Origin of the sequence: Billgrantia antri (assembly GCF_019430905.1) — a bacterium.
In the GTDB taxonomy this organism is placed as follows: domain Bacteria; phylum Pseudomonadota; class Gammaproteobacteria; order Pseudomonadales; family Halomonadaceae; genus Halomonas; species Halomonas antri.
Genome location: NZ_JAHYCA010000003.1, coordinates 370,570 through 392,235, shown reverse-complemented (window position 1 = coordinate 392,235; position 21,666 = coordinate 370,570). Strand labels below are relative to the sequence as shown.

23 protein-coding genes and 4 tRNA genes are annotated in these 21,666 nt (G+C 62.3%); 12 read left to right on the top strand and 15 right to left on the bottom strand.

The features are described 5' to 3' along the window. Positions 1-2: 2 nt before the first annotated feature. The 3 genes from lapB to KPL81_RS09810 are packed head-to-tail and all read right to left on the bottom strand — an operon-like array spanning position 3 to position 1,822. On the bottom strand, positions 3-1,190 hold the full coding sequence (gene lapB / locus KPL81_RS09820) for a lipopolysaccharide assembly protein LapB (protein ID WP_209472754.1): 1,188 nt from the start codon (positions 1,188-1,190) through the stop codon (positions 3-5). Next, a complete protein-coding gene (locus KPL81_RS09815) occupies positions 1,191-1,496 on the bottom strand; it encodes a LapA family protein (protein WP_209472752.1) in 306 nt (101 codons plus the stop codon). It abuts the gene before it with no gap. Between the two features lie 29 nt (positions 1,497-1,525). Then, complete coding sequence (locus KPL81_RS09810) at positions 1,526-1,822, bottom strand: integration host factor subunit beta (RefSeq protein WP_086508802.1); 297 nt, start codon at positions 1,820-1,822, stop codon at positions 1,526-1,528. Positions 1,823-2,023: 201 nt separating this feature from the next. Between KPL81_RS09810 and KPL81_RS09805 the strand changes: the two genes are divergently transcribed. Further along, positions 2,024-2,317 carry an FAD assembly factor SdhE gene (locus tag KPL81_RS09805; protein ID WP_209472750.1) on the top strand — a complete coding sequence of 98 codons (294 nt, stop codon included), beginning with the start codon at positions 2,024-2,026 and terminating at the stop codon, positions 2,315-2,317. Between the two features lie 151 nt (positions 2,318-2,468). Then, on the top strand, positions 2,469-2,669 hold the full coding sequence (locus KPL81_RS09800) for a hypothetical protein (protein ID WP_219791731.1): 201 nt from the start codon (positions 2,469-2,471) through the stop codon (positions 2,667-2,669). A 31-nt stretch (positions 2,670-2,700) separates the two neighbouring features. On the opposite strand, the gene nadB is transcribed toward KPL81_RS09800, so the two are convergent. The 7 genes from nadB to uvrY form a co-directional block, all read right to left on the bottom strand. Beyond that, positions 2,701-4,302 carry an L-aspartate oxidase gene (gene nadB, locus KPL81_RS09795; RefSeq protein WP_219791730.1) on the bottom strand — a complete coding sequence of 534 codons (1,602 nt, stop codon included), beginning with the start codon at positions 4,300-4,302 and terminating at the stop codon, positions 2,701-2,703. Between the two features lie 88 nt (positions 4,303-4,390). Beyond that, positions 4,391-4,477 (bottom strand) — tRNA-Leu (locus KPL81_RS09790). A 41-nt stretch (positions 4,478-4,518) separates the two neighbouring features. After that, positions 4,519-4,592: transfer RNA gene (locus KPL81_RS09785), tRNA-Cys, on the bottom strand. 37 nt (positions 4,593-4,629) lie between these two features. Continuing rightward, positions 4,630-4,704, bottom strand: a tRNA-Gly gene (locus KPL81_RS09780). A gap of 71 nt (positions 4,705-4,775) precedes the next feature. Then, positions 4,776-5,324: a CDP-diacylglycerol--glycerol-3-phosphate 3-phosphatidyltransferase gene (pgsA, locus tag KPL81_RS09775; protein WP_219791729.1), complete on the bottom strand. Its 549-nt coding sequence runs from the start codon at positions 5,322-5,324 to the stop codon at positions 4,776-4,778. A 67-nt stretch (positions 5,325-5,391) separates the two neighbouring features. Next, positions 5,392-7,206 carry an excinuclease ABC subunit UvrC gene (gene uvrC / locus KPL81_RS09770; RefSeq protein ID WP_219791728.1) on the bottom strand — a complete coding sequence of 605 codons (1,815 nt, stop codon included), beginning with the start codon at positions 7,204-7,206 and terminating at the stop codon, positions 5,392-5,394. A gap of 50 nt (positions 7,207-7,256) precedes the next feature. Then, the gene (gene uvrY, locus KPL81_RS09765) at positions 7,257-7,904 is read right to left on the bottom strand and encodes a UvrY/SirA/GacA family response regulator transcription factor (RefSeq protein WP_209478637.1); all 648 of its coding nucleotides are present in this window, start codon (positions 7,902-7,904) and stop codon (positions 7,257-7,259) included. Positions 7,905-8,160: 256 nt separating this feature from the next. On the opposite strand from uvrY, the gene KPL81_RS09760 reads away from it, so the two are divergent. Beyond that, a tRNA-Ala gene (locus tag KPL81_RS09760) sits at positions 8,161-8,236 on the top strand. A 54-nt stretch (positions 8,237-8,290) separates the two neighbouring features. Here the strand turns inward: KPL81_RS09760 and KPL81_RS09755 are convergent. Then, positions 8,291-8,539, bottom strand: a complete 249-nt coding sequence (locus KPL81_RS09755; RefSeq protein ID WP_219791727.1) for a hypothetical protein — start codon at positions 8,537-8,539, stop codon at positions 8,291-8,293. Positions 8,540-8,825: 286 nt separating this feature from the next. Between KPL81_RS09755 and KPL81_RS09750 the strand changes: the two genes are divergently transcribed. Continuing rightward, the gene (locus KPL81_RS09750; protein ID WP_219791726.1) at positions 8,826-10,250 is read left to right on the top strand and encodes an amidase; all 1,425 of its coding nucleotides are present in this window, start codon (positions 8,826-8,828) and stop codon (positions 10,248-10,250) included. A gap of 29 nt (positions 10,251-10,279) precedes the next feature. On the opposite strand, the gene KPL81_RS09745 is transcribed toward KPL81_RS09750, so the two are convergent. Beyond that, positions 10,280-12,025 (bottom strand): putative bifunctional diguanylate cyclase/phosphodiesterase, encoded by a 1,746-nt coding sequence (locus KPL81_RS09745; RefSeq protein ID WP_219791725.1) that lies wholly within the window; start codon positions 12,023-12,025, stop codon positions 10,280-10,282. A gap of 283 nt (positions 12,026-12,308) precedes the next feature. On the opposite strand from KPL81_RS09745, the gene KPL81_RS09740 reads away from it, so the two are divergent. After that, entirely contained in the window at positions 12,309-14,306 is a 1,998-nt protein-coding gene (locus tag KPL81_RS09740) for a sensor domain-containing diguanylate cyclase (RefSeq protein WP_219792194.1), read from the top strand. A gap of 249 nt (positions 14,307-14,555) precedes the next feature. Here KPL81_RS09740 and KPL81_RS09735 read toward each other — a convergent pair whose 3' ends face one another. The 3 genes from KPL81_RS09735 to flgA all read right to left on the bottom strand — a co-directional run bounded on the left by KPL81_RS09735 (position 14,556) and on the right by flgA (position 16,114). Beyond that, positions 14,556-15,005: a flagella synthesis protein FlgN gene (locus KPL81_RS09735; protein WP_209472632.1), complete on the bottom strand. Its 450-nt coding sequence runs from the start codon at positions 15,003-15,005 to the stop codon at positions 14,556-14,558. Beyond that, the gene (gene flgM, locus KPL81_RS09730; protein WP_219791724.1) at positions 15,002-15,283 is read right to left on the bottom strand and encodes a flagellar biosynthesis anti-sigma factor FlgM; all 282 of its coding nucleotides are present in this window, start codon (positions 15,281-15,283) and stop codon (positions 15,002-15,004) included. The genes KPL81_RS09735 and flgM overlap by 4 nt, the downstream gene beginning before the upstream one ends. A gap of 141 nt (positions 15,284-15,424) precedes the next feature. Continuing rightward, positions 15,425-16,114: a flagellar basal body P-ring formation chaperone FlgA gene (flgA, locus tag KPL81_RS09725; RefSeq protein ID WP_209472628.1), complete on the bottom strand. Its 690-nt coding sequence runs from the start codon at positions 16,112-16,114 to the stop codon at positions 15,425-15,427. Positions 16,115-16,295: 181 nt separating this feature from the next. Here flgA and flgB point away from each other — a divergent pair, with 181 nt between their 5' ends. From flgB to KPL81_RS09690, 7 genes are all read left to right on the top strand, one after another. After that, the gene (flgB, locus tag KPL81_RS09720; RefSeq protein ID WP_209472626.1) at positions 16,296-16,709 is read left to right on the top strand and encodes a flagellar basal body rod protein FlgB; all 414 of its coding nucleotides are present in this window, start codon (positions 16,296-16,298) and stop codon (positions 16,707-16,709) included. A 31-nt stretch (positions 16,710-16,740) separates the two neighbouring features. Next, complete coding sequence (flgC, locus tag KPL81_RS09715; protein WP_209472624.1) at positions 16,741-17,148, top strand: flagellar basal body rod protein FlgC; 408 nt, start codon at positions 16,741-16,743, stop codon at positions 17,146-17,148. 5 nt (positions 17,149-17,153) lie between these two features. Further along, positions 17,154-17,846 (top strand): flagellar hook assembly protein FlgD, encoded by a 693-nt coding sequence (gene flgD / locus KPL81_RS09710; protein ID WP_219791723.1) that lies wholly within the window; start codon positions 17,154-17,156, stop codon positions 17,844-17,846. 82 nt (positions 17,847-17,928) lie between these two features. Then, positions 17,929-19,194 carry a flagellar hook protein FlgE gene (gene flgE, locus KPL81_RS09705; protein WP_219791722.1) on the top strand — a complete coding sequence of 422 codons (1,266 nt, stop codon included), beginning with the start codon at positions 17,929-17,931 and terminating at the stop codon, positions 19,192-19,194. Positions 19,195-19,225: 31 nt separating this feature from the next. Next, positions 19,226-19,981, top strand: a complete 756-nt coding sequence (locus tag KPL81_RS09700) for a flagellar basal body rod protein FlgF (RefSeq protein ID WP_219791720.1) — start codon at positions 19,226-19,228, stop codon at positions 19,979-19,981. Positions 19,982-20,033: 52 nt separating this feature from the next. Further along, positions 20,034-20,816: a flagellar basal-body rod protein FlgG gene (flgG, locus tag KPL81_RS09695; RefSeq protein WP_209472616.1), complete on the top strand. Its 783-nt coding sequence runs from the start codon at positions 20,034-20,036 to the stop codon at positions 20,814-20,816. Positions 20,817-20,954: 138 nt separating this feature from the next. Next, positions 20,955-21,614 (top strand): flagellar basal body L-ring protein FlgH, encoded by a 660-nt coding sequence (locus tag KPL81_RS09690; RefSeq protein WP_240549194.1) that lies wholly within the window; start codon positions 20,955-20,957, stop codon positions 21,612-21,614. Positions 21,615-21,666: the final 52 nt, after the last annotated feature.

The following is a 21,666-nucleotide window of genomic DNA, read 5'->3' as shown; positions in this document are numbered from 1 at the left end:
CCTCATTCCCCTTCGATGCCGGTGATGGGACGCGTGGTGCCCCAGCTCCGGCAGCTGGGGCACTGCCAGTGGAGCGGCTGGCCGGCAAAGCCGCAGCGTTGGCACCGATGCTTGGGACGTGCCGTCAACAGGGTGTGGGTATGTTGCTTGAGCAGCTGCAACCGGTTGTCGGGAGGGCCTTGCTCCTGCTGCTGTTGCTGGTAGAGATCCAGCAAGTAGTCGAGTGCACCCAGGCTCGGCGCGCGGTTGAGCTGTTCGCTAACCAGCTCGATGGCTACCTGCAGTCCTAGGCGTTTGCGCTGTGTTTCCGCCAGCAGGATGATCAGGCTGGTCACGTGGGCTCGTTCAAGCAATCGTTCCAGGCAATTCACCAGGCCCGCCTCGTCATCCATCATCGAGTAGGCATGGTGTAGCGGTTCCAGGACGATCGGCATCATGTCCATATCCTGGTCGGGGATGCGCATGAGGATGCGGATGGCTTCGCGATAGTGTCCAGTATCCTGCGCCAGCGCTGCCAACAGGAGGTTGGCGCGAACGCAGCGAGGGTCGATGGACAGCGCCCGGCGCAGGTGCTTGCGAGCCAGTCCCGGGCTGGCCGAATGGCGCTCCTGATCGGCCATTTCGCATAGCCAGTGGGCGGCTGCCCGACGGATGTCATCGTGCTGACGAGTCAGGCCGGGGTAGGCCACGTCGAAGGCGGCTTGCCACTCTCCCTCGCGATCGAAAAGGTCTGCCAGCAGGCGCTTGGCGGAATGACGAAAGTCGTCATGGCTGGCGTCCTGTATGAGTTGCTGAAGCAGTCGCTCGCTGCGGTCGAATAAGCCCAGATGAAGAAAATCCCGCGCCAGTTCTAGCTGCACCTGCTCGCTTTGTAGTGCCGTCAGGGTGGGGCGCGCCAGCAAGTTCTGATGAATCTTGACGGCGCGGTCGGCTTCGCCGCGAGTGCGAAACAGGTTGCCCAAGGTTATGTGGGTATCGATGGTCTCACTATTGACTTCCAGTGCGCTGACGAAAGTTTCGATGGCGCGATCGGGCTGCTCGTTGAGCAGGTAGTTCAGACCGACGAAATAATCCCGTGACAGCGTGTTCGGTGGTGCGAGATCGCGGCTGCCCTGGCGCTCACGGCGACCTAGCCACCAGCCAATGGCAACGGCAGCCACCAGCATCACAAGCAGCAGGGCATCAGGCATTTACGGCAGTTCCTTGAGCTCCTGAACGCGCAGTCGGTCGAGTTCCTTGCGTTGCTGTCGATTCAAGCGCTGGGCACGGGAGAGTGCGGTGCGCAGTCTCAGCCAGACTCCAGTCATCGCCAGCATGCCCAGCACCACGCCGCTGACCAGGGCGACCAGAAGCCAGACCGAGAGCGAAATGGCCGGCAGCTCTATCCAGATCAGGTTGAGTGGTACCGTCTGCTGGTTGTTGACGGCGAAAAGAATGCCGACAAGCAGAACCGCCAGCAGAATGATGGCCAGGATCAGGCCTTTGAGCCAACGCATGTGTCTTTCCCTTGTAAATGACGAAAGTATTAATAACCGAGGGCGCGGCTGGCATTGACCTGCTCGCGGAGCTCCTTGCCAGGTTTGAAGTGTGGCACGAACTTGCCCTCCAGTGCGACCGGTTCGCCGGTCTTGGGGTTACGCCCTACGCGAGGCTCCCGGTAGTGCAGGGAGAAGCTGCCGAATCCCCTTATTTCGACCCGTCCGCCTTCGGCCAGCGTGTCGGTGATATCGTCGAGTATCAGGCGAACCGCAGATTCGACTTCCTTGATCGAGAGCTCGGGCTGGCGCATGGCGATCTGTTCGATCAACTCGGATTTGGTCATCGGGTCATCTCCAGGCGTATCCTGGTCCGGTGGGACCTGGGTGGCATTCTTGTTCTCCCGTCAGCATACTGCTCAAACCGAGATAAAACAACGCACTACGACCATGGTCAAGAGAATAGAGGCAGTGCGGGGCGAAGCGCTGCCCCATTTCGGCGGCTCCGGTATACTGGTGACTCATTCTTTCTACCATCGAGGTCGACGTTGAGCGAAGCGAATACTCCCGATGCTGCTGCCTTGCGCAAGCGGCTCTATTGGCACTCCCGGCGCGGAATGTGGGAACTCGACCTGCTGCTGATTCCCTTTCTCGAACACTGCTACGATCAGCTTGGTGCCGACGATCAGGCAGCCTACCGCGCGTTGATCGAGGGCGAGGATCAGGACCTGTTCGCCTGGCTGATGCAGCGCGAGGAGCCCGAGCCGCCGTTTCGTCGCATCGTGGCGTTGATTCAGGAACATGCCGAGAACGCCGACAACGATCCGCGTCGCCCCGTCTAGGTTGGCCTGGGGCTGTCAGTGGCTACTGGCGCTGGCGGTTACTGGCGCCGTGCTTGTCCATGCTCCCGCCTGGCTGACGCTGCCGGCCGTAGCGTGGCTCCTGGGGCTTGGTGTGTGGCTCTGGCGGGGTCAACCACGGGGGGAGTTGCTGATGCAGCCGGAAACCGACGGTGGCTGGCGCTGGTCATGGCGGCGGGAGGCGGCCGCCGAAGCCGTTCCCGTCAGGCTGCGTTGCGTCTACCTCGGCCCTTGGTTGATTGCGCTGGACATTGACCAGTGCCGGACCTGGCTATGGCCCGACAGTGCCTCGCGCGAGTCGTTGCGCCAAGTGAGGCGCGCCCTGGCTCGCTAACCTATCGCGGAGCTTGCGCGGGGAAAGAGGTTCAGGTGGCAAGGTCAGCCAGTCGCAGGCGGGATGGGCTGGGCGTCAGGCCGCTTTCGGTATGGTGCGGGCAGTCGGGGTTGAAATGCAGGCCGCGCGACTCGCGGCGTTGGCGGGCTGCCAGTACGGTCAGGCGAGCCAGCCTCACGGCGTGCCATAAGCTTGCCAGCGACGTGTCGGGTGCGGCCTGCACCATGGCGGCATGCACCTCTCGGCTCAGCTCGCTCAGCTTGCGCGCGGCGGCTTCGAGCCCTGCGTCGCGACGGACGATGGCCACGTGGTGGCTCATGATGTCGCGCATGGTCGTGCGCCACTGCTGGATGCGCTGGGTTTCCAGCTGTTCCCTGTCTACGCTTGTTGCCGTTGGCAGGGGGGAGGTCGCGGGGGCGTGGCTGACTGCCAGCGTGGCAGCACAGCTGCGTGCATAGACCAGGCACTCCAGCAGCGAGTTACTGGCCATGCGATTGGCGCCGTGGAGTCCCGTGTAGGCGACTTCGCCAACGGCGTAAAGATGCGGCACGCTGGAGCTGCCGTCGAGGTCGGTGGCAATGCCGCCGCAGCTGTAATGAGCGGCAGGCACGACCGGTATTGGTGCTTGGGTAATGTCCAGCCCGCGATTCAGGCAGTGGGCTTGGATCGTCGGAAAGTGGTGGCGTATGGCCGTTTCGCCGAGGTGGGTCACGTCCAGCCAGACGTGCGGCGAGCCGGTACGCTGCATCTCGGCGTCGATGGCGCGAGCGACTATGTCGCGGGGCGCCAGTTCCGCACGCTCATCGAGCTCGGGCATGAAGCGTCGTCCATCCGTGCTGTAAAGCCGTCCACCTTCACCTCGAACCGCTTCGCTGATCAGGAAGGGCGGGCCGTCCGGGTCGTAGAGACAGGTCGGGTGAAACTGCTGAAACTCGAGGTTCATCAGCTCGGCGCCTAGCTCGGCGGCCATCATCATGCCTTCGCCGCTGGCCGGGTGCGGGCTCGTGGTGTGGCGATAGAGCCCGCTGGCGCCGCCGGTCGCCAGTACCGTATCGCCGGCCAGCAGTTCTTGCAATTGGCCTCGTTCGTTGAGGCAGCGAGCACCACGGCAGCGTTGCTCCGCATCGGCCAGCAGGCCGATGGCGACGAGATCGTCGCGAATGGTGATTGCCGGGCTTGTCTCGACGTGGGTCTTCAGGGTGTCGAGTACGGCACGCCCGGTGGCGTCTTCGGCATGGATAATGCGGCGGGCGCCGTGCCCTCCTTCCCGGGTCAGGTGGTAGGGATAGCTGGCGCTTGGGCTGTGGTCACGCGTAAACGGCACGCCGAGGGAAAGTAGCCATTCGATAGCGCCAGGTCCCTGTTCGACGGTGAAGCGCACGGCGCGTTCGTCGCAAAGGCCATCTCCCGCCACCAGCGTATCCGCGACGTGCGCGTCGAAGTTGTCCTGGGGGGAGAGCACCGCGGCAATGCCGCCCTGGGCCCAACGGCTGGCGCCCTGATCATCGCTGGCAGGGCGAACCAGGGTTACGCGGCGCGTCTCGGCGACATGCAGGGCCAGGGTCAGGCCGGCAACGCCGCCGCCGATGACCAGAACGTCATGTTCGCTACGAGTCGGACGAGTTGGAGACATGCGCACTCTCGCTGAGGCCTGTTGCATCAGCCAGCATGCCGCATTGGTGTCCAACAGGATAGGGAAGCGAGGGGGACGGCGAAGAGCCTGGTGCCCGGAGCCGGGCTCGAACCGGCACGGTGTTGCCACCGAGAGATTTTAAGTCTCTTGCGTCTACCAATTTCGCCATCCGGGCGGCACGGTTTCGAGTAGGCAGCTGACAAGGGGATAAGGAAATGGAGGCTGGAGTCGGAATCGAACCGGCGTACACGGAGTTGCAGTCCGCTGCATGACCACTCTGCCATCCAGCCTCGATGAGTCGTTTGCCTCTTGTATGTCCAAAGAGGATGGAGCGGGAAAGGAGATTCGAACTCCCGACCCTCGCCTTGGCAAGGCGATGCTCTACCACTGAGCTATTCCCGCTCGACTCGAGTGCGAATTATACGGATAAGCTCGTTGGTGTCAATCACTTGTTGGCGCTGGATGCCGTTCGGTCACATCGAGCGAGACAGATGGGGCCAGGCGGCGCGAAGGTACAACAGCATTGACCATAGTGTCATGATCGCGGCGACATGCAGGGTGGCAATACCCAGTAAAGAGAGCTGCGTACCGGGGGGGAAGGCCAGCAGCAGCAGCAGGGCGACCATCTGCAGTGTCGTCTTGACCTTGCCCAGCCAGGAGACGGCAACGCTGCTGCGTTTGCCCATCTCGGCCATCCATTCGCGCAGCGCCGAGATCACGATCTCGCGGCCAATGATCACCAGTGCCGGCAGCGTCAGCCAGATGGTATCGAAGCGCTCGATGAGCAGAGCAAGGGCGACGGCGACCATCAATTTGTCCGCCACCGGGTCGAGGAAAGCGCCGAAGGGAGTGGACTGATTCCAGCGCCGTGCCAGATAGCCATCGAGCCAGTCGGTCACCGAAGCCAGGGCGAACAGGCCCGCTGCAACCGGCATGCTCCAGGCATAGGGAAGATAGACGAACACCACCAGCAGCGGGATGAAGGCGATTCTGGCCAGCGTCAGGATGTTGGGGATGTTCATTTCACGGGGGGTCCTTGCCTTGGATCAGAGTGCCGAAGAGGGCTCATTCTATCTGTACCGGACGCCATCATCCATGCAGCGAGCGATGAATCGTCTCGGCCAGGGTGGCGCTGATGCCGGGAACGCGGGCGAGCTCCTCGCGGCTGGCCTGTTTGACGCCTTGTAGCCCGCCGAAAAATCGCAGCAGTTCCCGGCGCCGCTTTGGGCCGATACCGTCGATCTCTTCTAGGGCGGAGCTGCGTCGCGCCTTGTCGCGCCGGTTGCGATGCCCGGTAATGGCGAAGCGGTGAGCTTCGTCACGAACATGCTGGATCAAGTGCAGCGCCGGGGAGGCAGCCGGCAGGTCGAGGGTGCGATCAACCGTCTCGATGAACAGTGTCTCGAGGCCGGCTTTTCGGGTGGTGCCCTTGGCCACGCCCAGCAGGCGGATGTTGTCGAGCCCCAGTTCGGCCATGACTTCGCGGGCCAGGTTGAGCTGCCCCTTGCCGCCATCCAGCAGCAGAATGTCCGGTGCCATGCCTTCTCCCTCGGCGAGGCGGCGGAAGCGCCGATCCAGCGCCTGGCGCATGGCCGCGTAGTCGTCTCCGGCCGTCACTCCCTCGATGTTGAAGCGTCGGTAGTCCGACTTGCGCGGGCCGTTGCGGTCGAAAACCACGCACGAAGCGACCGTGGCCTCGCCATGACTGTGGCTGATATCGAAGCACTCGAGTCGCTCGACGGGCGCCTCCAGAGAAAGAGTCTGTTGCAACGTATCGAAGCGGCGATCGAGTTCGCTCTGGCTGGCCAGTCGGCTGGCCAGTTGCTGCTCGGCATTGGTGCGCGCCAGTTCGAGCCACTGGCTTCGGTGTCCACGCACCTTGTGGGTCACCCGCACGCGCCGTTCGGCGCGACGGCTCAGGGCGCTTTCCAGGATCTCGCTGTCGGGTAGCGGCAGGCTGCTGATGACTTCGCGAGGGATTTCACGATCCTGACCAAGATAATACTGGCTGACGAACTCGCCTAGCAGATCAGCGGTCTCCAGGCCCAGGCCATTGTCAGGCGAATGGTGGCGTGCTCCCAATAGCCGCCCCTGACGCACCGCCAGCACCGAGATGCACAATGCGCCTTCGCGCTCGGCCAGGGCGAAGGCATCGGCGTCGCCCCCTTCGGTATCGACGAACTGGCGATGCTGGAGCTGGCGCAGGTGCTGGATCTGGTCGCGCAGGCGGGCTGCATCCTCGAAGGCCAGGTCGCGGCTGGCAGCTTCCATGGCGTCGGTCAGCTCCTGGGTGACCTGTTCACTGCGTCCCTCGAGGCACATGATGGCGTGCTCCAGGTCGCGCCGGTAGTCGGCTTCGCTGATGTACCCCACGCACGGAGCGCTGCAGCGTTGAATCTGGTACTGCAGACAGGGGCGCGTGCGATGAGCGAAGACGCTGTCCTCACAGTTGCGTATGCGGAAGATCTTCTGCATCAGGGAAAGACTCTCCCGTACCGCACCACTGCTTGGATAGGGGCCGAGATAGCGCCCGTCGTCATGCCGCCGGCGGGCACGCTTGTACTCGAGCGCGGGGTAGGGGTGGCGGTCGCTGGCGAATACGAAGGGGTACGACTTGTCGTCGCGCAGCAGGATGTTATAGGGCGGGCGCAGCTCCTTGATCAGGGTCTGCTCGAGCAGCAGGGCCTCGATCTCGCTGCGTGTCACCGTGACCTGGACATCGGCGATGCGCGATACCATGGCCTGGGTCTTGGTATTGAGGGCGCCGCGAAAATAGCTGGCCAGACGAGCCTTGAGCCGCTTGGCCTTGCCCACGTAGAGAGTGTCGCCGTGCTCGTCAAGCATCCGGTAGATGCCGGGGGCTTGGGTGAGGTTGGCAAGGAATTGCCGCGGATCGAAGGTCATGGCGCTCTGGCTGTCTTGCAGGGAGGCAATAGGGTACCAGAAGCCTCTTCTCAGTTGGCGGTGTCGAACCCTTCGATCAGGCCGTGTTTCAGCCCCAGATGGGTGAGCTCGACGTCGGTCTCAATGCCGAGTTTCTCGAAGATCCGGTAACGATAGGTATTGACGGTCTTGGGGCTGAGAAATAGCCGGTCGGAGATTTCCGATACTCGTTGGCAATTGACGATCATCATGGCCACTTGCAGCTCTCGCTGTGAGAGCTTGTCGAATGGGTTCTCTTCCGAGTCGAAACGGGAGAGTACCAGGCGCTGGGCAATGTCAGGGCTGATGTAACGGTGCCCAGCGAAGACACTGCGGATGGCGTCGACCATATCGGGTACCTGGGTGTCCTTGCTGATGAAGCCGCCAGCACCGGCGTCGAGCATGCGCTGTGCGAAGTTGTCCTCCATGAAGCCAGTCAGTGCCAGAATGCGTACGTCGGTATTGTTGCGCATGATCTTGCGGGTTGCTTCAAGGCCGCCGATACCCGGCATGCGCAGGTCCATCAGTATCACGTCCGGTTCGAGCTGGCGGCATAGGGTAATGGCTTCCTCACCGCTGGCTGCCTCGCCCACCACGTCGATATCCTCTTCGTTCTCGAGCAAGCGAGCAAGACTGGTGCGAACCAGGTGATGATCGTCGACAATGAGCACCTTGATCAAGATTGACATTCCTCGTCATTGCGGAGAGCTGGCGGCGACGAGCAGAGTCGCACGGAGCTTGAGCTCAGGTTGGGCTCTTGATCGCCGAGTCTTCGGCATCCAAGTGCAAGCTTGCCATACTCGCAAGGCAAGGGAAATTGAACAGGCATCCCGATTCCCGCTTTCTCTCAACGCAAAGCATACGTTGCACCTGCCTATTGACGATGTGCGCCGTGACGGGTATGATTCTCCTCGTTCTCGCAAGGTCGAGACAAGTGGGGCCTTAGCTCAGCTGGGAGAGCGCAACACTGGCAGTGTTGAGGTCAGCGGTTCGATCCCGCTAGGCTCCACCAACAAGCTTCGATGAATCAGCCGCTTGGAGTACTACTCCAGGCGGCTTTTTCGTGTCATCTTTCCGTACACCACTGGGTGTAGGTGCCCTGTTCATCGGGGTGGCCGAGCCTCCACTTGGGGGCGACGTCCAGCATTTCTTCACGGTACCACTGTTCGACACTCTCGCAATAGCGCTGCTGCTCCGGCGTCAGTTCATCCGGGCTCATGCGCGCTGCCCGGTCCCTTGCATCGTCGAGCAGGTAGAGGCCGAGGCCGAGGCCGATGCCAGCCATGCAGGCGACGATCACCCATACCTTGTTCATTGTCTTCACCTTGTTTTCGTTTGCTTTTGTAAATCAAGGTTAGACCCTTAGAACGAAGGGTTACAAAGTGGCCGGTCCATGTCGAGGTCTTCTGGGGCGCGGTCGACTACGTTATGGGCAAACCGTTGCAGCGCCGTTACCTCATGTGCGGCCGTCGCTTCGCTGGCTTGGTGCACGGGCCTGCCTCATGCATAGAAGGCCGGAGCAGCTGAGCTACCGCCATTTGCCATTCAGGATGAATGTTTTCCACAATCATAAAGGTCTCACTGGAAAAAGGGAGGTTCTTGTGAGCGACACCGATCTTGGCACCATGGATGCTGGGCAGCTTCGCCAGTGTTTCGAGAGCGGGGTAGCTTCCCCCTTGGAGGCAACACGGGCCGCGCTCGAGCGTATCGACCGCTTCAATGGCGTCGTCAATGCCTATGTGGTGATCGACAGGGAGGGGGCTGAGGCGGCCGCCAAGGCGTCGACCCGGCGCTGGCGGGAAGGTCGTCCGCTCAGCCATCTCGATGGTGTTCCCGTCTCGTTGAAAGATCTGACCGAATCACGCGGTCTGCCGGCGCGTAAGGGATCGCTGACGGAATCGGCCGCCCCGTGCGAGAGGGACTCTCCGCCGGCGCGCATGTTGCGTGAAGCGGGAGCAGTAATCCTGGGCAAGACCAACACGCCGGAATTCGGCTGGAAAGCCATCACCGACAACCGCATCTTCGGTGCGACGGCCAACCCATGGCACACCGGGCTGACGCCGGGTGGGTCGTCGGGCGGCGCGGCGGTGGCGGCGGCCCTCAACATGGGAGTGCTGCACCAAGGGGGCGATTCAGGAGGCTCGATCCGCATTCCTGCGTCGTTCTGTGGCGTGTTCGGTTTCAAGCCTACCTTTGGTTGGGTGCCTGAGTGGCCGCGCTCCAAGGAGGCCTCTCTTTCTCACCTGGGACCGTTGACTCGAACCGTGCCCGACGCAGCACGCATGCTGAACGTGATTGGGCGCTACGACTATCGTGACCCCTATGCCCTGCGTGGGCAGCCCCAGGACTGGGGTGAGGAGCTTGGCGAAGGCGTGGAGGGCATGCGTATCGCCTTTTCGCCTACGCTAGGCTACGCCCGGGTGGAGCCGGAGGTGATCGAATGCGTACGCAGAGCGGCCCGTCGTCTCGAGGAACTCGGGGCCGAGGTGGAGGAGGTCGACCCCGGCTTCGAATCGCCCATACGCATTTTCAATACGCTGTGGTTTACCGCTTCGTTGGCGGTGTATCGCGAGCACGGCGAGCGGCAGCGCCGCCTGCTCGATCCAGGACTGGTGGCCGATGCGAAGCGAGCCGAACGGCTGAGTGCGCTGGACATGTTCTATGCGCTCAAGGAAAGGGCGAGTCTCACCGAGAGACTCGAACACTTCAATCAGCGCTATCACCTGGTCATGACGCCGTCGGTGGCGGTTCGTCCTTTTCCCCTCAATCGTGACGTGCCGCCCGATGCCGGCATGCGCGACTGGGAGGAGTGGGCGCCGTTTTCCTACCCCTTCAATCTCAGCCAGCAGCCCGCGGCATCCGTTCCCTGTGGCTTCACACCGTGTGGTCTGCCGGTTGGGTTCCAATTGGCGGGTGGCAAGCATGACGATACCCGGGTGTTGCGGGTCAGTAATGCCTATCTTACGGCCTTTCCTCCGTCATTCCCCGACGCGCTCGACCTGGCGAAGGACGATTCAGCTGGCTAGGAGCGGCAATGGCGTGGCCCCAGGCCATGTCAATCACCGCCTGGCCCGTGGGCTTCAAGCCAGCGTTCCAGTGCGTCTGCCGGCATGGCCGGACTATACAGATCGCCCTGTACGAGGCGTGCGGATATCCCCTCCAGGCCGGCCGCCAAGCTGCCTTCATCGATGCTCACGAGCACTGGCTCGATGTCCAGGGCATTCAGCATGCGACACGAGGCCTCCAGCAGTCGCCGTCCTTCATGGTGCATCCCGAGCAGTCGGGCATCGACCGTAGCCTTGTAAAAGGGCAGGCGCGACAGCCAGGCCAGGTCCACGGCCTGGCTGCCGAAGCCCTCCACTGTAAGGCGGATGCCGAGTCGCTCGACTCGCTTGAGTAGGTGGGTAGCCTTGTCCAGCTCACCGCCAAGCCCTTGGGCGGGCACTTTCAGCGTCAGCCACTCGAAGGAGTCGGCACCCTGGTGCCGCAGGAAGTGGTCCAGCGGTCGGTGGTCGAAAGTGTCCTGTGCCAGGTGCGACTCGCAGAGCTGAATGGAAACGGGAAGCTTGCCGAGGGCCGTGCCGCTGTCATGCCATCGGCGGTGGTCGGCGATAGCCGTCTGGATCATCCAGCGGTTGAGTCGTACGCCGAGCCCCAGGCGGGCGATCGTATCCAGATAGTCGCCGGGCGGGTGCTGCCAGTGCGTGGGTCGCTTCCAGCGCAGCATGGCCTCCAGGCCGGTGCAGCGAAGGCTGCTACGGTCGAGTTCCGGCTGGTAGTGCAGCTCCAAATGGTGACTCGGCATATGGATGGCTTCGCTGAGCAGGCTCTCGAGGCGGTACTTCTCCTTGAGCTGCGCCGTCAGTCGACGGTCGACGAAAGCCAGGCGCCCCGGCCCTTTCTGGCGCGCGATGAACATGGCGCTGCGAGCCGCCGCGAGCAGCGGCTCGACATCCTGGGCATCGGTGGGGTACAGCGCGATACCGATCGATGCCGTCATCAGCAGGTAGCGATCCCCTGACGCGAAAGGGGGTTCCAGCGCCTCATGCAGGCGCTCTGCTACCAGCTGTGCCGCCTCGGGCGTCCCGTCCTTTTCCAGCAGAACCACGAACTGGTCGCTGCCCAGTCTGGCCAGGGTGTCCTTGCTGCGGACCTCGTGTTGCAGGCGTTGGGCCAGCTCGCCCAGTATGCGATCGCCCTCGGAATGACCCACGGAATCATTGATGGCCTTGAATTGGTCGATATCGATGAACAGCAGCGCCAAGGTGGTGTCGGCGCGTTCGGCCTGGGCCAGGGCATGGCTCAGTCGGTCGCGCAGCAGCAGCCAGTTGGGCAAGCCGGTGATGGGGTCGATATGGATCCAATGACGGTCATCGAGCATCTTTCCATTGGTACGGAAGAGCTGAACGAAGGTGTGCAGGAAATGGCGCGGCTGCTGATGCTCGTCGAGCATGGCGTCGACCGTCATCAAGACCGGCAGCGACTCGCCCTCCGTGCTGCGGCAGAGTACCTCCTGCTGCCAGGAGTGTGTCAGGCTCGGCGTGGTATCGGCGGTAACCGGCAGGTGCGAAGGCGTACGCCGGGAAAGGTAGAAGTGCTCGATCGGCCAGCCGCTCGTCTCGGCTCGATCCACGCCGGCGATCCGACAGAACGCCTCATTGACCAGCAGGATGTTGCCATCGCCGTCGGTAATGACCAGGCCGTTCTGGCTCTGCTCGAAGGCATGTTGCACCAGCCGAGCCGGATGCTGGGCAAGGACGTGCGTATGCTTGCCCGTGGGGCGGTTACCTTTTTCGGTCATCGGAACGGCTTCGGTAAAGTTGAATTCGGTTCGTTCTAATGTCTATATCGTCTTTTCGCGCCAAGACTTGAGCGATGGCACCTGCTTGCGTTGAGTAACGGGGACGTCATGTTGAGTAACATGGTTTGATGCGTTTGCAGGGCTCAAGTTCGCTTCGGGCATGCCGATAGTCAAGGTAGTTTCCCGCTTGCGTGCGGGGCTGCCAGGAACAGGCGGCACACGATGTCAAGCCGAAGGCGGCAGGCCCCATTTTACTTCCATCCGGGAGATTGCATTGCACGTGATGGCACCTTTTACATCCCTGACTCGCTCGATCTGCTCGTTGCAGGGGCGCCTCCTCGCCGGGCTGGTCATGACCTGGCTGGTGATCGTCGGTATCGTTCTGCTGCTGGCCTGGCAGTTTGGCAAGGAGCTCGTCGATGACGCCAACCTCTCGCACCTACGCTATGAGTCGCGGCTTATCGCCGAGGACTTGACCCGGCAGGTCGAGCGCCGGTTGGGTACTCTCGAGCGGCTCGAGCGGAGCCTGCGTGGGGTCGATGAGGAGGAGCTTAAGGCCCGGTTGGCGAACAGCCAGGTGTTGATGGAGTGGTTCGAGGGGCTGATGGTCACTGATGCCGACGGTCGTGTCGTCGCCGACTGGCCCGTCGTACCGGGGCGAGTCGGGCTGGAAATTGCCGACAGAGAATACTTCCGCATGGTCCGCCACTCGCCGTGGCCCTACGTGAGTCGTCCCTTCGTCGGAAGGGCGAGTGGCGACTCGCTGGTGCTCATGCTGGTGCCTCGCTTCGATGACCGAGGGAGCTTTGACGGTGTCGTCGGCGGTATGATCAATCTCGCCCAGGGCGGTCTGTTTCAGCGTCTGGAGACGATCCGCTTGGGTGAGGAGGGTTATGTGTCGATATTCACTGCTATGGGGGAGCGGCTCTTTCATCCGCGCCGGCATTCGTCGTTGAGGCCAGAGGGTGCCCAGGATGATTCGGCGGCCCTGCAGCTTGCACTGGATGGCTGGCAGGGCGAGACGGTAGCCCGGGCTGGTGGAGAGGCCACCGCTCTGGTGTCGTATCGCCAGATTTGGCCGGCCGGCTGGGTCGTCAAGGTGGCGGTGCCCCAAGCCCAGATCCAGCAGCCCCTGGGCGAATTTCTCAGCCGGCTGTGGTGGGCCTGGTTGGCACTGGCGGTGTTGATGCTGGTCACCATGCGTCTACTGGTGAGGCGACTGCTGCGTCCCTTGCACCGGCTTGAGCAGCAGATTGCCCAGGTAGGTGCGGGAGAGAGGCGCTACCTCGAGTTATCCACGAACATGCATGAACTGCGACAGGTCGCGAGCAGCTTCAATCGTCTCGAACATGAGCGGCTGGCGGCGCTCGAGCACTTGCGTGACCGCCAGGCGTTTCTCGATGCGGTGCTCGGTTCGACGCCCATCGGCATGTTCGTGGCGGGTTTGAACGGCCATCTCAACTATCTCAACCCAGCGCTGCTCGAGCTGCTCGGCTTGAATGAGGTGTACAGTGCCAATGAATGGTGGGAGCGTATTCATCCCGCCGATAAGCAGGGCACCGAAGACATGTGGCGCCACACCCTGGCCACCGGCAGCGACTTCGTGCGCCAGCTGCGCTTTCTCCATCCTAACGGTGTCACTCTCTGGGTCGAGGTGCATGCCAGCCAGGTGCTGGGCAACGAGCAGGCGCTGGGCTTCGTGGGCATGGTCAAGGACATTACCGAGCGGCGACAGCAGGAAGCCCTGCAGCGCTGGGAGGCCGAACACGACCCCTTGACCGGCCTGCTCAATCGGCGTGGCTTCGAACGCCGCCTCGAGGAGGCGCTGGCGGAATATGCAAAGACCGGTACGCCCTCGGTGCTGATCCTGTTCGACCTCGACCATTTCAAGCCGATCAATGACGAGGGTGGGCATGCTTTGGGTGACGAAATGCTGCGGCGTGTCGCCCAGGTAGTGGCCTGGGAAGTGCGGCGTAGCGACCATGTGGCCCGTCAGGGCGGGGATGAATTTGCCGTTCTGCTGCCCAGCTGCACGCTCAAACAAGCGGGGGAAATTGCTGAATCCTTGCGTCGAGCAGTGGCCGAGGTCACGGTAACCAACGAGGACAAGACATACAGCATTACGCTAAGCATGGGGGTCACGGCGCTTCAGGAGGGCGATGAGTCGGCCGATACCGTGCTCGCTCGTGCCGACGAGGCAAGCTACAAGGCCAAGGCGAATGGGCGCAATACCGTGGTGATCACGACGTGCGACGACGATCTGGTTGATAGCCTGTGGTAGTGCGATGTGAAAATGCGACGGACTCATGCCGACGACACTTTCTGTGCTGGTCAAGCAAGGGGTGGCCTGGCTGCCCTCAGTGACGGAGGCACTCTGGCTTGGCGCGACGAAACGCCATGCGGTGCCAGCTCGGCGCCTGGTCTTGGGCGCAAGCAAGCGCTTGGAAAAAGGACGAAGGGGTAGTGAGAGGGTAACGAAGGTTGTCGTCGCCGTGCTCTTGCCGCGATGCACTGGCTCCGCTATTCCATCCTAGACCGAGGCATTGATGCGCCCCGATTGGGCGGCAACGCGTCCGCTGGCGCGATAGACGGTCTTTTCGGCGGCTTGATGGATGAATGCCAGCAGCCGGGTGTTCTGCTCCATGCGCAGCTCCACCAGCTGGCCATTCAGCGCATTGAGACGCTGGGCTTCGCGGGTCAACTCCAGAGTGTGCATCCAGGCCTGCTCGCAGCCGGCATCGTTGGCTGCCTGCCGAGCGCCTTGCGCACCGCTGGTATAGCCGAGTCGCTGTTGCACACCCTGACGCAGCTTTTCGCTGGCCTCCAGCTTGGCGAGTAGCGCCTGCTTGCGTTGGGCGATCTCGCCGAGCTGGTGGCCATCGATCTGCGCGCTAGCCAGCACGATGCGCTCGTGCTGAAGCAGTTCAAGGACGCCATTGAGGCGCTGCTGCTGGTCCAGAAGTAGCTTTGCCAGGCTCATTCCCCGCTGCGCTCCGCAGAAAGGGAGTCGATCAGCCCATCGGCAATGCGGTCGGCACGAATTTCCAGCCGCCCTTCGCGAATGGCGTCGCGAATCTCTTCGACCCTCGCCATGTCAACGTCGCGCGAGGTATCGGTGGCCTTCTGGCTGAGGTGCGTGGCGGCCGATGGGCCAGGCTCCTGCTGCTTTGCCGAGGTGGCGCCCTTGACTGGCTGAGTCTCCTCGCGCTGCGTCGTCTGAGTCGGGCGAGTTAGGGGGTTCTGGCTATTGATCTTCACGATATTGGCCTCATGACCGGATGCTTTCACCTGCTATCGGCAGCGTACAGAAAAACTTTAGGCTCGATTTTTCGGTGCAGCCTTCCGAGGCGGGGCTGTGCCTGCCTTGCCGGTGTGCATGTCGTCAGCGGTGTGGTGATGTCAGAAGTCTACGACAAGCACGCCCTCGCCGGCCACTGCCGCGGTCACGATCTCGCGACTGTCGAAGCGAACGCGGACTCGGTCGCCAAGGCCCCCTGGTTCCAGTGCTTGTCCCTCGCGGGTTACGCGAAATGCCGAACCTCTGGCTTCGACCACCACGCGCTGATTTCTCTCCACCAGCGGCAGACTGCGGAACTGGTGTTCCATCAGGGGTTGGCCGGGACTGAGGGGGCGGGTCGCCACCTGACCGACGATCGTCGTGGGGTCGAGCAGGGCGCGATTCGGTAGTTCGGCCAGATTGCCCGACTGCATGGTCAGGTGTTCGTGACGAACGGTTTCACCCGCTCCCAGTGGGACGTCAAGAACGGGATAGTCTCCCATCGCACCGATTTCGGCCTGCAGATAGCGCACCTGGCGGCCGTCGCTGCCACAGCGTACCCCGACGGAAACGCGCCCGAGCGGGACGTCGCCGGAGCGCGCGAGGAATGGCTCGGGGAATTCGCAGGCAGGCAACCTGGCGGATGGCGGACGCACCTCGATGATCAGTTCGTCGCCGAGACTGCTCGCCTCATCATGCAGGAACGCATGCACGGCTTGCAGCAGTTCGGCATCGTCAGCCATGGCCGCTGCCTGTGGTGACGATATGGCCAGCAATAGCGGCAGCAGCGGAGCGAAGCGGATCAGGCGCATAGGGCAAGACTGTCCAGCAATGGGTGATAGTCGAATTCTAGCGGGAGGCCATAGGCTGAAACAGCGGAAATGAACGAGGAAAACCGGTCTGTTCCTGCCATTGAAATGACAGCGGCGTCGCTATTCTTCAACCTCAAGAAGTTCCGCATGTCATCCACTGGGCTTGTACGGGAGTGCCGGCATGATCGACCAGCTCGAGGCCGCCTTTAATTACCACCAGCAGGCATTGGGTCTGCGTCAGCAGCGTCATCAGATCCTGGCCAGCAACATCGCCAATGCCGATACGCCCAACTACAAGGCGCGCGATATCGACTTCGCCAGCGAGCTGAAGCGGGCGGTAGAGCACGGTAGGTCCCCCGGTGGCGGGTTATCGCTGGCACGCACCTCCGAGCGCCACCTCGAGGGCCAAGCCATGGCGACGCCAGGCCGCGAGCTCCTCTATCGCATTCCTGATCAGCCGAGCCTGGATGGCAATACCGTGGACATGGACCGCGAGCGTACGCAGTTCGCCGATAACGCGGTGCGTTACCAGGCGGCACTGACCATCATGAACAGGCGCATTCAGGGCCTGAAGAATGCCATGCAGCCGGAATAACAGACCGGATCAGACGAAGAGAGAGCATACCATGTCGATGTTTTCCGTGTTCGATATCGCCGGCTCGGCCATGAGCGCCCAGTCGCAGCGCATGAACGTTACCGCCAGCAACCTGGCCAACGCCGACAGTGTCGCCGGGCCGAACGGAGAGGCCTACCGAGCCAAGCAGGTCATGTTCGAGACGCGCCTGCAAGATGGTCGAGGCATTGGCGGCGTCGCCGTGAGCGAAGTGGTCGAGGACCCCTCGCCGCTGCGCATGGAGTATCGCCCCGAGCACCCGTTGGCCAATGAAGAAGGCTACGTGTCGATGCCCAACGTCGAGCCGGTGCATGAGATGGTCAACATGATCTCGGCGTCGCGCTCCTACCAGGCCAACGTCGAGGTCTTGAATACGAGCAAGCAAATGATGCTCAAGACACTCACGCTGGGCGAGGGTTAAGCCGCATGTCCACCACCATCGACGCCAATGTCGTCACGCGCATGAACCAGGGTGGCTCAGCGGCTCGCGACGCCAGCCAGTCCGCTGACCTGCGCAACAATTTCATGACCCTGCTGATTGCCCAGATGCAGCACCAGGATCCGCTCAAGCCGATGGACAACCATCAGATGACCAGCCAGCTGGCGCAGATCAATACCGTCAGTGGCATAGAGGATCTCAACGAGACGCTCTCTGGCATCACCGAGCAGATGAACGCCGGCCAGACCCTCCAGGCCACCGGCCTGATTGGCAAGGGCGTGCTGGTGCCCGGCGACCGCGTACTGCTCGAGCAGGGCGAGGACGGCGAGCCGCATACCACGCCGTTCGGTATCGAGCTGCCCCAGTCGGCTGACAACGTGACGGTGACCATCACCAATGCAAGCGGCCAGGTGATCAACCGCTACGACATCGGCTCGGCCAAGGCGGGCGTGGAGTCGTTTGCCTGGGATGGCCGTACCAGCGAAGGTGAGGTGGCGGCCTCGGGCTCCTATCGCGTTCGCATCGAGGCCACCAGCGGTGACAAGACCGTGCAAGGCACCACGCTCAACTATGCCGTGGTCGGCGGGGTGACGCCTCCCGATGACAACGGTGGCGTCAGGCTGGACCTGGGGGCCGTCTATGGCCAGGTCGGGCTCGATCAGGTCAAACAGATTCTTTGATTCGACAATCACTCACAACGCATACATAGCATAAAAGAACCGCGCATAGCGGCACTTTCAGCGGTAGGCAGAGGAACGAAAAATGAGCTTTTCACAAGCATTGAGTGGCCTGAACTCCCAGGCGCAGAAGCTGGGGACCATCGGCAACAACATTGCCAACTCCCAGACCGTAGGTTTCAAGGGTTCCAACGTCCAATTTTCCGACGTCTTCGCCAACTCCAAGGTTGGCCTGGGTACGCGCGTTGCGTCCGTGCTGCAGAACTTTAGCGAAGGCAACATCGAGTCCACCAACCGCAACCTGGACCTGGCGGTCGCCGGTGATGGCTTCTTCCGCTATATGGACACCAGCGGTGAGGTGGTCTACTCGCGTAACGGCCAGCTCTCCATGCAGTCCGACGGCGATCTGGTCAATGCCCAGGGCTTCCAGATCATGGGCTACGGCCTCAATGCCCAGGGCCAGGTGCAGGTGGGTGGCCAGCCGGAGCCGCTGAACGTTTCTGCCGAGGAGCTGGCGGCGAGCGCCACCACGCGCGTCGGCACCACGCTCAACCTGGATGCACGCAAGGTGACAGGCGAAGACCTGAGCACGGTGGAGGCGACCGATTCGACGGGCAACCCGGCAATGATCGACTACCACTACTCCAATAACTTCTCCATCTACGACTCGCTCGGTAATCCGCGCAACATCACCGTGTACTACGAGAAGACCGCGGCCAACGACTGGACCGCTCGAATGACCCTCGACGGCACCACGCTGGACGATGGGGCCGGTAACGTGACTGAATTCTCCGTGCAGTTCGACAACAATGGCAAGCTGGTCAATGGCGCAGGCGATGTCAATGCCAACGGAACCATCGCCGGGATCACCTTCGATACCGCCGCCTATCTGAACGGTGAGCCGGAGGATCTCGTCTTCGATCTCAACCTGGCCGGGACCACTCAGTTCGGCAATACCTCGACCGTCAGCAGCCTGACCCAGAATGGCTACACCTCTGGCACCCTGGTTGGCATCACCATCGACGAGAACGGCACCATCATGCGCAACTACTCCAATGAGGAGTCGCGCCCTGCAGGTCAGATCGCACTGGTCAGCTTCCGTAACCCGGAAGGCCTGACGCCCGCCGGCGACAACGTCTGGCGCGCCTCCAACGAGTCGGGCCAGGAACTGGTCGGTGCGCCGGGAACCGGGCTGCTGGGCGGCATCGTTTCCGGGGCGGTCGAGACCTCCAACGTCGACATGTCGCGTGAGCTGGTCAACATGATCGTGGCGCAACGGGCCTACCAGGCCAACTCGCAGACGATCAAGACCCAGGACGAGCTCCTGCAGACCGCCATCAACCTGCGCTAAGTACTGAGACGAGCGCCAAGGGAGCCGAATCGTGGATCGCATCCTCTACACCGCCATGAGCGGGGCCAAGCAGAGCATGGACCAGCAGGCCGTGGTCAGTCACAACCTGTCCAACGTCTCGACCAACGGCTTTCGTGCCCAGCTGCATGCCATGCGCGCCGTGCCGGTCCAGGGGGACGGTGCGCTGCCGACCCGTGTCTCGGTAGCAGCTACCACACCGGGCAGCGACTTCAGCCCGGGGCCGATTACCCACACCGGGCGGGAGCTGGACGTGGCGGTGGAAGGCAACGCCTGGCTCGCCGTGCAGGCCGATGACGGTAGCGAGGCCTATACCCGTCGCGGCGACCTGCAGATTGATGGCGATGGTCTCGTCACCATCATGGGCCGCCCGGTCATCGGCGATGGCGGTCCCATCATCGTGCCGCTGGGCTCGAGTGTCAGCGTCGGTGCGGACGGTACACTCAGTGCCATTGGCGAAGGGCAGGGGCCCGAGGCCTTGGTCGACGTGGGTCGACTCAAGCTGGTCACGCCGCAGCAGAACCTGCTGCGCGGCGACGATGGCCTGTTCCGCATGCCACCGAATGCCGAGGGAGAGGTGGCCGCACTGGAAGCCGACGAGGAAGCCCGGCTTGCCAGCGGTGCATTGGAAGGCAGTAACGTCAGCGCGGTAGAGGCGATGGTTGCCATGATCGACGTGGCCAAACGCTATGAAATGCAGATGAAAGCGATCAGTACCGCGGACGAGAACGCGCAGCGGGCCAACAATCTGCTCTCAATACAAGGCTGATGGCTTTAGAAACCGGGCTGATGGCCCGTACGCAGGGTAAAGGAAAAACATCATGATCAAGTCACTGTGGACGGCCAAGACTGGCTTGGAATCCCAGCAGGTCAAACTGGACGTCATCTCCAACAACCTGGCCAACGTCAGCACCAACGGATTCAAGCGTTCGCGCGCAGTGTTCGAGGACCTGCTCTACCAGAATCTGCGTCAGCCCGGTGCACAAAACGACGTGCAGAATCGTCTGCCTTCGGGCATGCAGGTCGGTACCGGCGTGCGCCCGGTGGCCACCGAGCGTCTGCATAGCCAGGGTGGTCTCGAACAGACCGAGAACTCGCGTGACCTGGCGATCAACGGCAAAGGCTTCTTTCAGGTGCTGATGCCGGATGGCTCCACGGCCTATACCCGCGACGGTAGCTTCCAGCTCAATGAGAACGGACAGATGGTGAACGCCAACGGCTACCCGCTCGAGCCGGCCATTATCATTCCCGACAATGCCCTGTCCATCTCCATCGGCGAAGACGGCATCGTCTCGGTCACCCAGCCCGGTGTCAACCAGGCGCTGGAGGTGGGCCAGATCACGGTCTCCACCTTCATCAACGAGACCGGGCTGGAGAGCATCGGTGGCAACCTGTATCGCGAGACCACCTCTTCCGGTCCGCGCAACGAGGCCATGCCGGGAATGAATGGTGCTGGCAGGCTGTTCCAAGGCTACGTGGAAACCTCCAACGTCAACGTGGTGGAGGAGATGGTCAGCATGATTCAGACCCAGCGGGCCTATGAAATCAACAGCCGTGCCGTGCAAACCAGCGACGAGATGCTGGCGCGCCTGAGCCAGCTCTGATCGACGAACAACGAAACATCTTGGCCTGACGGGTTCGGCCGGAAGCGAGTGAGAATGAAAGGTACGGGTACGATCTCAACGACTGGTTCAAGCACTGGCTCGGGTACGAGGGCTTTGGCCTCCCGAGTGACCTTGCTGATGGTTGCCGTGGCACTCCTGGTTATGGGTGGCTGCGCCCAGGTGCCGCGTGCCTCGGTGGTGGGTGAGCAGGAGCAGATCAATATCGTCGAACCGCCGCCGAGGTTGGCCAACGGGTCGATTTACCAGTCGCATCGCGGGGCCCAGCCGCTGTTCGAGGATCGACGTCCGCGCATGGTGGGCGACATCCTGACCATCGTACTCGACGAGCAGGTCAGCGCCAGCAAGAACTCGCAGTCCAACATGAACCGTGACGGTTCCGCTGGCCTCGACCTTTCAGCGCTGCCCGATGTGTTGGAGCGCCTGGCCGAGCAGGGCGTCGACCTGTCCGGTGAGCTTTCCGGCAACAATACCTTCACCGGTGGCGGTGGCTCCCAGGCCAGCAACAGCATGACCGGGACTATCACCGTGTCGGTGCTCGAGGTGATGCATAACGGCAACCTGCGTGTGCGCGGCGAGAAACAGATCGCCGTCAATCAGGGCGTCGAGTTCATCCGTTTCTCCGGTGTGGTCAACCCGCGCACCATTACCGGACAGAACACGGTGCCCTCGACCGCGGTAGCCGATGCGCGTATCGAATACGTGGGTAATGGCTACATCAGCGAAGCGCAGCACATGGGTTGGCTGCAGCGCTTCTTCCTCAATATTTCGCCTTTCTGATGCGATCTGCTAGCGAGGCGATCATGATGATTTCCATGATGTCCAAGCCAAA

What these genes read in the sequence shown, in the direction of transcription:
- lapB (WP_209472754.1), bottom strand. Translation starts at nt 1,190, where the DNA reads ATGCCTGATGCCCTGCTGCTTGTGATGCTGGTGGCTGCCGTTGCCATT.
- KPL81_RS09815 (WP_209472752.1), bottom strand. Translation starts at nt 1,496, where the DNA reads ATGCGTTGGCTCAAAGGCCTGATCCTGGCCATCATTCTGCTGGCGGTT.
- KPL81_RS09810 (WP_086508802.1), bottom strand. Translation starts at nt 1,822, where the DNA reads ATGACCAAATCCGAGTTGATCGAACAGATCGCCATGCGCCAGCCCGAG.
- KPL81_RS09800 (WP_219791731.1), top strand. Translation starts at nt 2,469, where the DNA reads ATGCAGCCGGAAACCGACGGTGGCTGGCGCTGGTCATGGCGGCGGGAG.
- nadB (WP_219791730.1), bottom strand. Translation starts at nt 4,302, where the DNA reads ATGTCTCCAACTCGTCCGACTCGTAGCGAACATGACGTTCTGGTCATC.
- pgsA (WP_219791729.1), bottom strand. Translation starts at nt 5,324, where the DNA reads ATGAACATCCCCAACATCCTGACGCTGGCCAGAATCGCCTTCATCCCG.
- uvrC (WP_219791728.1), bottom strand. Translation starts at nt 7,206, where the DNA reads ATGACCTTCGATCCGCGGCAATTCCTTGCCAACCTCACCCAAGCCCCC.
- KPL81_RS09755 (WP_219791727.1), bottom strand. Translation starts at nt 8,539, where the DNA reads ATGAACAAGGTATGGGTGATCGTCGCCTGCATGGCTGGCATCGGCCTC.
- KPL81_RS09745 (WP_219791725.1), bottom strand. Translation starts at nt 12,025, where the DNA reads ATGACCGAAAAAGGTAACCGCCCCACGGGCAAGCATACGCACGTCCTT.
- KPL81_RS09740 (WP_219792194.1), top strand. Translation starts at nt 12,309, where the DNA reads ATGGCACCTTTTACATCCCTGACTCGCTCGATCTGCTCGTTGCAGGGG.
- KPL81_RS09735 (WP_209472632.1), bottom strand. Translation starts at nt 15,005, where the DNA reads ATGAGCCTGGCAAAGCTACTTCTGGACCAGCAGCAGCGCCTCAATGGC.
- flgA (WP_209472628.1), bottom strand. Translation starts at nt 16,114, where the DNA reads ATGCGCCTGATCCGCTTCGCTCCGCTGCTGCCGCTATTGCTGGCCATA.
- flgB (WP_209472626.1), top strand. Translation starts at nt 16,296, where the DNA reads ATGATCGACCAGCTCGAGGCCGCCTTTAATTACCACCAGCAGGCATTG.
- flgC (WP_209472624.1), top strand. Translation starts at nt 16,741, where the DNA reads ATGTCGATGTTTTCCGTGTTCGATATCGCCGGCTCGGCCATGAGCGCC.
- flgD (WP_219791723.1), top strand. Translation starts at nt 17,154, where the DNA reads ATGTCCACCACCATCGACGCCAATGTCGTCACGCGCATGAACCAGGGT.
- flgE (WP_219791722.1), top strand. Translation starts at nt 17,929, where the DNA reads ATGAGCTTTTCACAAGCATTGAGTGGCCTGAACTCCCAGGCGCAGAAG.
- flgG (WP_209472616.1), top strand. Translation starts at nt 20,034, where the DNA reads ATGATCAAGTCACTGTGGACGGCCAAGACTGGCTTGGAATCCCAGCAG.
- KPL81_RS09690 (WP_240549194.1), top strand. Translation starts at nt 20,955, where the DNA reads ATGGTTGCCGTGGCACTCCTGGTTATGGGTGGCTGCGCCCAGGTGCCG.